Source organism: Streptomyces sp. NPDC097619 (assembly GCF_040302735.1).
GTDB lineage: Bacteria > Actinomycetota > Actinomycetes > Streptomycetales > Streptomycetaceae > Streptomyces.
Genome location: NZ_JBEOSD010000009.1, coordinates 68,352 through 81,003 on the forward strand (window position 1 = coordinate 68,352; position 12,652 = coordinate 81,003).

Consider the following 12,652-nt stretch of genomic DNA (forward strand, 5'->3'; position numbering starts at 1 on the left):
CGGAACCTCAGCCCTTGTCAACCCGCCGTTGACACTTCCCCGAGTGTCAACCTAGGGTTGCACTCATGACGAACCCTTCCGTGGAACCCGTCCGCAGCAGCATTCCCGTCCGCCTCGACGACCTGATCGAGGCCATCAAGCAGGCCCACACCGACGCCCTGGAGCAGCTCAGCGGCGCCGTGGTGGCCGCCGAACACCTCGGGGACGTGGCCGACCACCTGATCGGACACTTCGTCGACCAGGCCCGCCGCTCCGGCGCCTCCTGGACCGACATCGGCAGGAGCATGGGCGTCACCCGCCAGGCCGCGCAGAAGCGTTTCGTGCCCAAGGCCGGCAAGGAGGACCCCCAGGCCGCCCAGGGCTTCGGCCGCTTCACCCCCCGGGCCCGCCAGGTGGTCGTGGCCTCCCAGGCCGCCGCACGGGCCGCCGGGAACACCGAGATCGGCACCGCCCACCTGGTCCTCGGCCTGCTCTCCGAGCCGGAGGGGCTGGCCGTGCTCACCCTGCACACCCAGCAGGTGGCCCCGGAGACCGTGCGCGCCGCGGCCACCGCCGCGCTCCCCGCCGCCGCCGACGGGCCGGTGCCCGAGCTGATCCCCTTCGACGCCTCCTCCAAGAAGGCCCTGGAGCTCACCTTCCGCGAGGCGCTCCGGCTCGGCCACGACTACGTGGGCACCGAGCACGTCCTGCTCGCCCTCCTCGAACTCGAGAACGGCGAGGGCCTCCTCAGCGGCACCGGTCTCACCAAGGCCGCCACCGAGGCCGCCGTCAACGACGCCCTGGCAGCCGTACTCGGCGGCGCCGCGCCGGAGGCGTAGGCACGTCGGCCCCCTCGGTCAGCGCGTACCGCTTCACGTACGTGCCGAGGAAGGCCTGGAGCGTGGCCACGGCCGGGATCGCGATGAGGGCGCCGACCGCGCCCAGCAGCGCGGTCCCGGCGATCACCGAGCCGAAGGCCACGGCCGGGTGGATGTCCACCGTCCTCGCGGTCAGCTTCGGCTGGAGCACGTAGTTCTCGAACTGCTGGTACACCACCACGAAACCGAGCACGTACAGCGCGTACCAGGGGTTGACCGTGAAGGCGATCAGCATCGGCAGCGCGCCCGCCAGGTAGGTGCCGATGGTCGGGATGAACTGCGAGACCAGACCGACCCACACCGCCAGGGCCGGCGCGTACGGCACTCCGAGCACGGCCAGCACCACGTAGTGCGCGACGCCCGAGATCAGGGCCATCAGCCCGCGCGAGTACAGGTATCCGCCGGTCTTGGTCACGGCGATCTCCCACGCGCGCAGCACCTCGGCCTGCTTCGCGGGCGGCAGCACCGAGCACAGCGCGCGGCGCAGTCGGGGCCCGTCGGCGGCGAAGTAGAAGGAGAACAGACCGATCGTCAGCAGCCGGAACAGGCCGCCGATGACGGTGGCGGACACGTCCAGCACCCCGCTCGCGCTGTTCTGCACGTACTTCTGCAGCCAGTCGGAGTGGAGCATGCTCTCCTGGATCTCCAGCCGGGACAGCTCCGTGTGGAACGTGGTGTTGATGGAGTCGATGACCGAGTCCAGGTAGCGGGGGAAGTCCTCGACCATCTGGAGGATCTGCTCGGCCAGTATCGAGCCGAGCAGCACCACGAACCCGGCCCCCGCGACGAACACCCCGAGGAACACCAGGAAGGTGGCCAACCCCCGGCGCATGCCGCGGGCCGCCATCCGGGCCACGGCCGGTTCGACCGCCAGCGCCAGGAAGAAGGCGATGAGGATGTTGACGAGCAGTCCGATCAGCTGGTGGAAGGCCCAGCTGCCGAGCTGGAAGCAGGCGTAGAGGGCCAGGACGAGCACCACGGCCCGGGGCAACCAGCGCGGCATCCGCTCCGAGCCGGCCGCGAGCCGGCGCCCGCCGCCCGCGCCGCCGCCGGAGCCCACCCCCGCCGGTTCCGGCGCCGCGGGACCGGAGGCCGCTCCCCCGCCCGCCGGACCCGCCCGGTCCGCGGCCTCCGGGGGCACCCGGGTCTCCGCCCCGGGCCGCGGCGCCGGACCGGGGACGGTCCCGCCCGCCACCGGGCCGCTCGGCTGGGCCGAGCCGGGGGCAGGGAGGCCGCCGCCCGGCTCGTCGGTCTCATACGTCGCTGGCACGCTGCCAGTCTCGCCTACCCGACGGGGGTCCGGCCGTCACCGCCCTCGCGGGTGTCAGCCCGTGGTCTCCGCGGCCGCCGTGGCCCGTGGCCGGACCGGCTCAGCGGCGCTCGGCGGGCACGTCCATGGCCGCGCACACCGCGCGCCACACGTCCTTCACCTCCCAGCCCGCTTCGAGGGCCTCGTTCACCGTCCGCCCGCCCAGCTGGCTCATCACGTGGTCGCGGGAGAAGGAGTCGGCGTACGCCGCCCCGAAGTGCTCGGCCATCCGCTCCCGGAAAATCGTCAGACGCATACGTCGAGTGTAGGGAGCCGCGCCGGACCGCGGACCGGCCCCGCGACCCGGACGTCGCCGGCCTCCCCCGCACCCTCCGCGCGCGGGGCGGACCGGGCGACGCGTCAACCTCGCGCCCCGGGTCGCCCGCCCGGGAGGGTGGCCGGCGGGCGCTTCCCCCGCGCCTCCGGGGCCGACCGCCCTACGGTTCCGCCATGGCCCCAGAAGAAGGATCACCGCTGGCCCGCGCCGAGCGGTTCGTCTGGCTCACCGCGCGGGTCCTGGACCAGCACCGGTTCGCCTTCCACTTCCTCGGCGGCGGCGCCGACCCGGTGGACACCGCCCTTGGCGCGTACCTCAACGCCGACGGGGGGTACGGGCACGCCCTCGACCCGGACCTGCGCGGCCCGCTCAGCCAGCCCCCGCACACCGCCCGGGCCCTGGCCGTCCTCGACGCGCTGGGCCGCTGCGGCGGGCAGCGCGTCGAGCGGCTCTGCGGTCACCTCAGCCGGATCTCCACCCCGGACGGGGCGCTGCCGCTGCTGGTGCCGGGCCCGCGCCCCTATCCCGTCGCCCCGCACCACCACCTGCTCGACGATCCGCCGGGCGAGCTGCTGACCACCGGTCCGGTGGTGGGCCTGCTGCACCGGAACCGGGTCTGGCACGCCTGGCTGTTCCGGGCCACCGAGTGGTGCTGGGACCGGATCGAGAACCTGCGCCGCACCCGGCCGGAGGAGCTGCGGGCGGCGGTGGCCTTCCTGGACGGGGTCCCGGACCGGCCGCGCGCGCTGGCCGCCGGGGACCGGCTGGGCCGGCTGGCCCGAGAGGAGGGGCACGCGGCCCTGGACCCGTGGGCGCCCGGACCGCCCCGGCCCGGTCGGGCCGAGCGGCTGCCGCCGCACGAGTTCGCCCGCCGACCGGAGTCCCTGGCCCGCACCTGGTTCACGGACGAGGAGATGTCCCGTTCGCTGGACTTCCTCGCCGCCGCCCAGGACGCGGACGGCGGCTGGCCCGCCGAGCACCGCGCCTGGTCCCCGGCCGGCGCCCTGGAGGGGCGGGCCGCCGCGACCGTCGAGGCCCTGCTGACCCTGCGCGCGTACGGCCGGCTCCCCGCACTCAACCGCCCAGGGCCCGTACCCCCGCGGTGACGGCCACCGCGGCCGCGACGACCACCAGGAAGGGCGCACGCAGCAGCAGGGCGACCCCGGCGGCGACCAGTCCGGCGGCCCGGGCGTCGACGGCCAGGGCCTGGCCGGTGCCGAAGGTCTGCTGCGCGGTCAGCGCGGCGAGCAGGGCCACCGGCAGGAGCCCGGCGAGCCTCCGCACCAACGGGCGTTCCAGGACCCCGGCGGGGACCAGCAGCCCGCCGAGCTTGAGCAGGTAGCAGCCGATCGCGGTGGCCGCGATGGCGATCCAGACGTTCACGAGCGGGACCCCTTCCCGGGGGCGCCGGGGCCGCGGCGGCGACCCTGGAGGAACAGGACGGCGGGCGCGGCGAGCGCGGCCACCAGGACGGGCACCCCGGCGGGCAGCACCGGCAGCAGACCGAGGGCGGGCACCAGGGCCAGCACGGCCACCGCCCGCTCGGTGGTGGTGCGCAGCATCGGGGCCAGCAGGGCGAGGAACACGGCGGGGCCGGCGGCGTCCAGCCCCCAGGCGGCGGTGTCCCCGATGGCCTCGGCGCCGAGGGCGCCGAGCAGGGTGGTCAGGTTCCACAGCAGGTAGAGGCTGAGACCGGTCACGGTGAAGCCCAGCCGGGCGGCGCGGCGGCCCTTCTGGGCCAGGGCGACGGCGGTGGTCTCGTCGATGACCCAGTGCGCGGCCAGCGGTCGGACGGCCCGGGGCAGGGCGAGCAGCTGGGACAGGCGCAGCCCGTAGAAGGCGTTGCGGGTGCCGAGGAAGAAGGCGCCGGCGGCCGCGGTGAACGGGTTGCCGCCCGCGGCGAGGGCTCCGACCAGCGCGAACTGGGAGGCCCCGGTGAAGACGAGCAGGCTCAGGGCGAGCGCCTGGAGGGTGCTGAGGCCGGAGCCGGCGGCGGTCACGCCGAAGGCGAAGCCGGAGAGTCCCACGGCCACGCCGACGCCGAGGGCGTCGCGGACCACGGCCCGGGTGTCCGTGCCCGCCTCCGTGCCCGTGTGCGGGTCCGGGGCCGCGGCGGGGGTGCCGGGCGCCGGGGGCGGGCCGGGGTCCGGGCCGGTCCGGCCGTCCGCGCCGGCGGCCTCCCGGTGCGCTGCTGTCTGTTCTGCCATGTCCGAAGCCAAGCAGTCGGGGCCGGCCGCCGTCTTGTACGTTCTTGCGCGTTCCCGCACGTCCACGCCCCGGACGCGGCTGCGCGCGGGGGTCGGGCGCGCGCAGAATGGGCCCATGGGGCGCATGGAATCGGAGCGCGGAGGGTCCGGGGAATGGGCCCGGCACTGGCGGTACGAGCGGCTGCCGGGGCTGGACCTGCTGCGGGCCCACTACGTGCGGCACACCTTCCCGCGCCACGCCCACGACGGCTACGTGCTCGCGGCGGTGACCGGCGGGATCCAGGAGATAGGGCTCCCCGGCGGCACCGACCGGGCCGGTCCCGGCAGCGTCGTGCTGATCAACCCGGAGGTGCCGCACTCCTCGCGGGCCGGTGAACCGGACGGCTGGGCCTACGCCACGCTCTACCCGTCCCGGGGGATCGTCGCGGAGGTCGCGGCCGAGCTGTCGGGGCTGCGGGGGACGCCCGGGTTCACGGAGACCACCGTCGCGGACCCGGAGACGGCGCGGCTGATCCGGGGGGTGCACCGGGCCGCCGAGGAGGGCAACGCTCTGGCCGCGGACGGGCTGCTGCGGACGGCGGTGGCCCGGGCGCTGCGGCGGCACGGGGGCCCGCTGCCCGCGCGGATGCCGAGGGGCGCCGGGGCGGGGACCGCGGCGCGGGCCCGGGAGGTCCTCCTGGAGCGGCTCGGGGACCCGCCCTCGCTGGACGAGCTGGCCGCCTCGCTGGGAACGAGCCCGTTCGCGCTGCTGCGGGCCTTCCGGGCGGCGTACGGCATGCCCCCGCACACCTGGCTGACGGACGCCCGGGTGCGGCGGGCCCGCCGGCTGCTGGAGGCGGGCACCGCGCCCGCGGAGGCGGCCGTGGCGGTGGGCTTCACCGACCAGCCTCACCTGAACCGGCACTTCACTCGGATCGTGGGGGTGCCGCCGGGGGCCTACCGACGGGAGCGCGGCGTGTCGCGGGGCGGGCGCGGCCCGGAGGACGCGGCCTGAGGCCCGTTGTCGGTGGCCGGGTGCACGATGGGGGGCATGACCGGCTCCGCGCTCGCATCCTTCTCCCCGGCGACCCGCTCCTGGTTCACCGGGGCCTTCGCCTCGCCGACGGCCGCCCAGGAGGGGGCCTGGCGGGCGATCGGCGCGGGGTCGGACGTACTGGTGGTGGCGCCCACGGGCTCCGGGAAGACGCTGGCGGCCTTCCTGGCCTCGCTGGACCGGCTGGCGAGCGAGCCACCGCCGGCCGAGCCGAAGAAGCGCTGCCGGGTGTTGTACGTGTCCCCGCTGAAGGCCCTCGCGGTGGACGTGGAGCGCAATCTGCGGTCCCCGCTGACCGGGATCCGGCAGGAGGCGGCCCGGCAGGGGCTGCCGGAGCCGGAGATCCGGGTGGGGATCCGCTCCGGGGACACTCCGGCGGCGGAGCGGCGGGCGCTGTCCACGCGGCCGCCGGACATCCTCATCACCACCCCGGAGTCATTGTTCCTGATGCTGACCTCCGCCGCCCGGGAGGCCCTGGCGGGGGTGGAGACGGTCATCCTCGACGAGGTGCACGCGGTGGCGGGCACCAAGCGCGGGGCGCACCTGGCGCTGTCCCTGGAGCGCCTGGACGGCCTGCTGCCGCGGCCGGCCCGGCGGATCGGCCTGTCGGCCACGGTCCGGCCGGTGGACGAAGTGGCCCGGTACCTGTCGCCGGGCCGGGCGGTGGAGGTGGTGCAGCCGCCCTCGGGCAAGGAGTTCGACCTGTCGGTGGTGGTGCCGGTGGCGGACATGGGCGAGGTGGGGACGGCCCCGCCGCGGGGCGACCGCAAGACCGGGGAGGGCGAGGACGGCGGTGACCGGCCGTCGATCTGGCCGCACGTGGAGGAGCGGATCGCCGACCTCGTCCAGGCGCACCGCTCCACCATCGTGTTCGCCAACTCCCGCCGCCTCGCGGAGCGGCTGTGCAACCGCCTCAACGAGATCGCGTACGAGCGGGCCACCGGCGCCCCGCTGCCCGAAGGGGCCCCGCCCGCGCAGGTCATGGCCCAGTCCGGGGCGGCGCAGGGGGCACCCCCGCTGCTGGCCCGCGCCCACCACGGCTCGGTGTCGAAGGAGCAGCGGGCCCAGGTCGAGGAGGACCTGAAGGCCGGTCGGCTGCCCGCGGTGGTGGCCACGTCCAGTCTGGAACTGGGCATCGACATGGGCGCGGTGGACCTGGTCGTGCAGGTGGAGTCCCCGCCGTCGGTGGCCTCGGGGCTCCAGCGGGTGGGCCGGGCCGGGCACCAGGTGGGGGCCGTCTCCACGGGCGTGGTCTTCCCGAAGTACCGGGGCGACCTGGTGCAGGCCGCGGTGGTCACGGAGCGGATGCGCTCGGGGGCCATCGAGTCCCTGCGGATCCCGTCGAACCCGCTGGACGTCCTGGCCCAGCAGGTGGTCGCGATGACGGCCATGGACACCTGGCAGGTGGACGAGCTGTTGGCGATGGTGCGCCGGGCCGCGCCCTTCGCGGCACTGCCGGAATCGGCGTTCACGGCCGTACTGGACATGCTGGCGGGCCGCTACCCCTCGGACGCCTTCGCGGAGCTGCGCCCGCGGGTGGTGTGGGACCGCGTGGCCGGTACGGTCACCGGCCGGCCGGGCGCTCAGCGGCTGGCGGTGACCTCGGGCGGCACCATCCCCGACCGCGGCCTGTTCGGGGTGTTCCTGGCGGGGTCGGCGGCCGCCGAGGGCAAGACGGGTCGGGGCGGGGGCCGGGTCGGCGAGCTCGACGAGGAGATGGTGTACGAGTCCCGGGTGGGGGACGTCTTCACCCTGGGCACCACCTCCTGGCGGATCGAGGACATCACCCGGGACCGCGTGCTGGTGACCCCGGCGCCCGGGGTGCCGGGGCGGCTGCCGTTCTGGAAGGGCGACCAGCTCGGCCGGCCCCTGGAACTGGGCCGCGCGGTGGGCGCCTTCCTGCGGGAGCTGGGCGGCCTGTCGGAGGAGGACGCCCGGCTGCGGCTGCTCGCGGCCGGGCTGGACGCCTGGGCCGCGGACAACGTCCTCGCCTACCTCACGGAACAGCGCGAGGCCTGCGGGCACGTGCCCGACGACCGCACGATCGTCGTGGAGCGGTTCCGGGACGAGCTGGGCGACTGGCGCGTGGTGGTCCACTCCCCCTTCGGGGCGCAGGTGCACGCGCCGTGGGCACTGGCCCTGGGCGCCCGGCTGTCCGAGCGGTACGGCATGGACGCCCAGGTCATGCACGCCGACGACGGGATCGTGCTGCGGCTGCCCGACGCCGACCTCCTCGGCCTGGACCTGCTCGACGCGGACCCGGCGGCGCCCGGCTTCGAGTTCGACTCCGAGCAGGCCCCGTTGGGCGCGGCCGACGTGGCCTTCGACCGCGGCGAGGTGGACCGGATCGTCACCGACCAGGTGGGCGGCTCGGCCCTGTTCGCCTCCCGGTTCCGGGAGTGCGCGGCCCGCGCCCTGCTGCTGCCGCGACGCAGCCCCGGCCGCCGGACCCCGCTGTGGCAGCAGCGCCAGCGCGCCTCACAACTGCTCCAGGTCGCGTCGGAGTTCGGTTCCTTCCCGATCGTGCTGGAGGCCGTCCGGGAGTGCCTGCAGGACGTGTTCGACGTACCGGGCCTGACCGAGCTGATGGGGGACGTCGAGGCCCGGCGGGTGCGCCTGGTGGAGGTGACCACCCCGGAGCCCTCCCCCTTCGCCCGGTCCCTGCTCTTCGGCTACGTGGCCCAGTTCCTGTACGAGGGGGACTCCCCGCTGGCCGAGCGGCGGGCTGCGGCGCTGTCCCTGGACTCGCGGCTGTTGGCGGAGCTGTTGGGCCAGGCCGAGCTGCGGGAGCTGCTCGACCCCGAGGTGCTGGCGGAGCTGGAGGCGGAGCTCCAGTGGCGCACGGAGGAGCGCCGGATCAAGGACGCCGAGGGCGTGGCGGACCTGCTGCGCCTGCTGGGCCCGTTGACCGACACCGAGCTGACGGAGCGGGGGGCCGAGCCGGCCTGGGCGGAGGCTCTGGGCGCGGCCCGGCGGGCGATCCGGGTGCGGATCGGCGGCCGGGAGCACTGGGCGGCCGTGGAGGACTCCGGCCGGCTGCGGGACGCCCTGGGCACGGCCCTGCCGGTGGGGGTCCCCGAGGCGTTCACCGAGCCGGTGAAGGATCCGCTGGGCGATCTCCTGGCCCGGTACGCCCGCACCCACGGCCCGTTCACCTCGGCGGGCGCCGCGGCCCGGTTCGGTCTGGGCGCGGCCGTCACGGAGGGGGCCCTCCAGCGGCTCGCGGCGGCGGGCCGGGTGGTGCAGGGCGAGTTCCATCCGGCGGGCATCGGCCAGGAGTGGTGCGACGCCACGGTGCTGCGCCGGCTGCGGCGGCGCTCCCTGGCGGCCCTCCGCCAGGAGCTGGAGCCGGTGCCGCCGGCCGCGCTGGCCTCCTTCCTGCCGCAGTGGCAGCACCTGGGCGGCGGGCTGCGCGGGATCGACGGCCTGGCGCGGGCCGTGGAACAGCTCCAGGGCGCCCCGGTGCCCGCCTCGGCCCTGGAACGGCTGGTGCTGCCCTCCCGGGTGACGGGCTACCACCCGGCGCTCCTGGACGAGCTGACCACCACCGGCGAGGTCCTGTGGGCCGGCGCGGGCGCCCTGCCGGGCAAGGACGGCTGGGTGTCCCTGTACCCGGCCGACTCGGCTCCGCTGTTGCTGCCCCCGCCGCACCCCCTGGAGCCGAGCCCGCTGCACGCGGCGGTGCTGGCGGCCCTGTCGGGCGGGTACGGCCTCTTCTTCCGTCAGATCGCCCAGGCGGTGCGGGTGGAGCTGCCCGAGGTGACGGATCTGCAACTGGCCGACGCCGTATGGGACCTGGCCTGGTCCGGAAGGCTCACCAACGACACCCTGGCCCCGCTGCGCGCCCTGCTCGGCTCGGGCCGCACGGCCGGGGCCACCGCGCACCGGGCCCGGCGGACGGTGCCGCGCGGCCGGTACGGCACCCCCGGGGCCACGGTCTCGCGGTCCGGGCCGCCGACGGTCTCCGGCCGCTGGTCCCTGCTCCCGGCGGCCGAGCCGGAGGCCACCCACCGGGCGCACGCCCTGGCCCGGACCCTCCTGGACCGGCACGGCGTGGTCACCCGCGGCGCGGTGGCCGCGGAGGGCGTCGAGGGCGGGTTCTCCGCGGTGTACCGCGTCCTGTCGGCCTTCGAGGACAGCGGGCAGGCCCGCCGCGGCTACGTCGTCGAGGGTCTGGGGGCGGCCCAGTTCGCCATGGACGGGGCCGTGGACCGGCTCCGCGCGGCGGCGGCCACCCGCGACCGCGAGGAGCGCGACCTGTCCGCCCGCACCCTGGTACTGGCCGCCGCCGACCCGGCCAACGCCTACGGCGCGGCCCTCCCCTGGCCGGAGCCCCCGCCCGGCGTCACCCACAAGCCCGGCCGGAAGGCGGGCTCCCTGGTGGTCCTCGCCGACGGCGACCTCGTCCTGTACCTGGAGCGCGGCGGCCGCACCCTGCTGTCCTGGCCGGACCCGGACGACCCCCGCTTCCCGGCCGCGGCCCGCGCCCTGGCCGAGGCCACGACCCGCGGCACCGTCCCCTCCCTCACGGTGGAACGGATCAACACCTCCCCCGCCCTCACCTCGCCCTACGCCGGCCACCTGGAGGCCACCGGCTTCCACCCCACCCCCAAGGGGCTCCGGCTGCGTCCCTGAGCGGAGCCGGAGCCGGAGCCGTGGGGACGGGGGGCCGGAAGGCCGAGGGCGGACAGCGGACGTCCTTCCCCGGCTCTGTCCGCTCCCCCTCCACCCCACCGCAGGCCACCGGCCACGCCCCTCCGGCATCCCGACATCCCCGGTTCCGGGGAGGGGCGGGGAGGGGTCGGCCGCACGCAGCGGCCACCCCGACCGCACCACACCGGGACAGGAGCCTCAGCCGGACCCGGACCCCCGCCCGGAGCCCCCACCCGGAGATCCCGTCGTGCCCACCCGCTCCGCCCCACCTCGGCGGAGAATGGCTCCATGCCCGAAGGAGACTCCGTCCGCCGCACCGCGACCCGGCTGCACGAGGCCCTCGCCGGCCGCCCCCTCACGCACGCGGACCTCCGCGTCCCCCGCTTCGCCACCGCCGAGCTCGCCCCCCGCACCGTCCTGGACGTCACCCCCCGCGGCAAACACCTGCTCACCCGCCTGGAGGGCGGCCTCACCCTGCACAGCCATCTCCGCATGGACGGGGCCTGGCTCGTCTACGCCCCGGGCGAGCGGTGGCGCGGCGGCCCCGAGCACCAGATCCGCGCGGTCCTCGCGAACGCGGACCGGACGGCCGTCGGCTACCGCCTGCCCGTCCTCGAACTGCTCCGCACCGCGGAGGAGGACCGCGTCGTGGGTCATCTCGGCCCGGACCTGCTCGGCCCCGACTGGGACGCCGCCGAGGCCGCGGCCCGGCTCCTCGCCGACCCCGGTCGGCCGCTCGGCGAGGCGCTGCTGGATCAGCGGAACCTCGCGGGCATCGGCAACATCTACAAGTGCGAGCTCTGCTTCCTGGCCCGGGTCACCCCCTGGACCCCGGTCGGCGACCTGCCCGACCCCGAGTCCCTGTTCCCCCGCCTCACCGCCACCGCGCACCGCCTGCTGGAGGCGAACAAGGACCGCCGCCGCAACACCACCGGCAGCCGTCGCCCCGGCCAGGACTACTTCGTGTACGGCCGCGAGCACCGCCCCTGCCTGCGGTGCGGCACGCCCGTGCGCCGAGCCCCCCAGGACGACCGTCCCACCTACTGGTGCCCGCGCTGCCAGTCGGGCCCCACCGCGTAGTTGACGCCCCGTCAGCTCGGTCGTACCGTCCCCGCATGTCCCTGACACCGAGCACCTCCTCGGCCCCGTACGAGCTGCACGGCCGCACCGCCCTGGTCACCGGTGCCGCCGCCGGCATCGGCCGGGCCACGGCCCTGCTCCTCGCCCGCGCCGGAGCCGCCGTCCACTGCGCCGACCGGGACACCGCCGGCCTGGCGGAGACCGTGGACCTGGTCACCGGCGAGGGCGGGAAGGCCCACGCCCACCCGTTGGACGTCACCGACCGGGCCGCCCTGCGCGCCGCGGTCGCCGCGGCCACCGCGGACGGCGGGACCTTGGACATCGCCGCCGCCATCGCCGGGATCATGCACACCAGCAGCGTGGCGGAGACCCGCGAGGAGGACCTGGACCGGATCCTCGCCGTCAACTTCAAGGGCGTGCTCCACACCTGCCAGGAGGCGGTGGCCGCCATGACCGCCTCGGGCACGCCCGGCAGCATCGTCACCATGGCCTCGGGAGCCGTGGACGCCGCACAGCCGGGACTGCTCTGCTACAGCGCCGCGAAGGCCGCCGTGGTGCAGCTCACCAAAACCCTCGCCACCGAGGCCGGGCCGCTCGGGATCCGCGTGAACGCCGTGGCCCCGGGCTGGATCCGCACCCCCATGACCAGCCGCCACGATCCCCGGACCCAGGCGCAGACCGAGGCGGCGATGGTCCGCATGTCCCCACTGCGGCGGGTCGGGGAGGCCGAGGACGTGGCCCGGACGGTGCTCTTCCTCGCCTCGGACGCCTCGTCCTTCATGACCGGCCAGGTCCTCCGCCCGAACGGCGGCGTCGCCATGCCCTGGTGATCCCGCCCGGAGCTCCCCCGCGGACCCGTTCCGCGAACCGCCGCGCGGTCCGCCCCACCGGGCCGTCGCCGCGGCGCAGCCGCTCCGACACCCCCGGCGCCCGGGCCAGCGGAACGCAGTGCACCGGCAACAGGCTCAGACTCCACCCGAACACCGCGACCGCCCCCTCGACCGCTCCGGCCCGCCCGGGATCCAGGACGAGGCGGAGCACGGACCCCCACCACAGGAGCCCCCCGGCCACGGCGAGCGCCATGACCACCACAGTGCTCCGGGACCACTCCCGTCGCCCCGGTATGCACGAGCGCCGCAACGGACCGCCTCCTCCGGCCGGGATCGACTCGCCCGCCGATTACCGTCCAGTGGGCGAAACCGGGTTCCGGCGGACCGGAACCCCGCCCATCCTCCC

Annotated in this window: 10 protein-coding genes; 6 read left to right on the forward strand and 4 right to left on the reverse strand. The window is 76.3% G+C overall.

The genetic code is table 11. From position 1 onward, the window contains the following. Window positions 1-65 precede the first annotated feature (65 nt). Window positions 66-818, forward strand: coding sequence for a Clp protease N-terminal domain-containing protein (locus ABTZ17_RS04540; protein WP_352193999.1), 753 nt, complete (start codon window positions 66-68; stop codon window positions 816-818). On the opposite strand, the gene ABTZ17_RS04545 is transcribed toward ABTZ17_RS04540, so the two are convergent. Then, complete coding sequence (locus tag ABTZ17_RS04545) at window positions 769-1,860, reverse strand: AI-2E family transporter (protein ID WP_352194020.1); 1,092 nt, start codon at window positions 1,858-1,860, stop codon at window positions 769-771. The two genes, ABTZ17_RS04540 and ABTZ17_RS04545, sit on opposite strands and share 50 nt — an antisense overlap. Before the next feature lie 367 nt (window positions 1,861-2,227). Continuing rightward, window positions 2,228-2,422: a DUF3046 domain-containing protein gene (locus ABTZ17_RS04550; protein ID WP_352194000.1), complete on the reverse strand. Its 195-nt coding sequence runs from the start codon at window positions 2,420-2,422 to the stop codon at window positions 2,228-2,230. A gap of 194 nt (window positions 2,423-2,616) precedes the next feature. Here ABTZ17_RS04550 and ABTZ17_RS04555 point away from each other — a divergent pair, with 194 nt between their 5' ends. Next, window positions 2,617-3,549, forward strand: a complete 933-nt coding sequence (locus tag ABTZ17_RS04555) for an amino acid adenylation domain-containing protein (RefSeq protein ID WP_352194001.1) — start codon at window positions 2,617-2,619, stop codon at window positions 3,547-3,549. On the opposite strand, the gene ABTZ17_RS04560 is transcribed toward ABTZ17_RS04555, so the two are convergent. After that, window positions 3,518-3,826, reverse strand: a complete 309-nt coding sequence (locus ABTZ17_RS04560) for an AzlD domain-containing protein (RefSeq protein ID WP_352194002.1) — start codon at window positions 3,824-3,826, stop codon at window positions 3,518-3,520. The two genes, ABTZ17_RS04555 and ABTZ17_RS04560, sit on opposite strands and share 32 nt — an antisense overlap. After that, window positions 3,823-4,650, reverse strand: coding sequence for an AzlC family ABC transporter permease (locus ABTZ17_RS04565; protein WP_352194003.1), 828 nt, complete (start codon window positions 4,648-4,650; stop codon window positions 3,823-3,825). The genes ABTZ17_RS04560 and ABTZ17_RS04565 overlap by 4 nt, the downstream gene beginning before the upstream one ends. A gap of 115 nt (window positions 4,651-4,765) precedes the next feature. Between ABTZ17_RS04565 and ABTZ17_RS04570 the strand changes: the two genes are divergently transcribed. From ABTZ17_RS04570 to ABTZ17_RS04585, 4 genes are all read left to right on the forward strand, one after another. Continuing rightward, window positions 4,766-5,644: an AraC family transcriptional regulator gene (locus tag ABTZ17_RS04570; RefSeq protein ID WP_352194004.1), complete on the forward strand. Its 879-nt coding sequence runs from the start codon at window positions 4,766-4,768 to the stop codon at window positions 5,642-5,644. Between the two features lie 36 nt (window positions 5,645-5,680). After that, window positions 5,681-10,318 (forward strand): ATP-dependent helicase, encoded by a 4,638-nt coding sequence (locus tag ABTZ17_RS04575; RefSeq protein WP_352194005.1) that lies wholly within the window; start codon window positions 5,681-5,683, stop codon window positions 10,316-10,318. Between the two features lie 306 nt (window positions 10,319-10,624). Then, on the forward strand, window positions 10,625-11,416 hold the full coding sequence (locus tag ABTZ17_RS04580; protein ID WP_352194006.1) for an Fpg/Nei family DNA glycosylase: 792 nt from the start codon (window positions 10,625-10,627) through the stop codon (window positions 11,414-11,416). 35 nt (window positions 11,417-11,451) lie between these two features. Continuing rightward, window positions 11,452-12,246: an SDR family NAD(P)-dependent oxidoreductase gene (locus tag ABTZ17_RS04585; RefSeq protein ID WP_352194007.1), complete on the forward strand. Its 795-nt coding sequence runs from the start codon at window positions 11,452-11,454 to the stop codon at window positions 12,244-12,246. The last annotated feature ends 406 nt before the right edge of the window (window positions 12,247-12,652 follow it).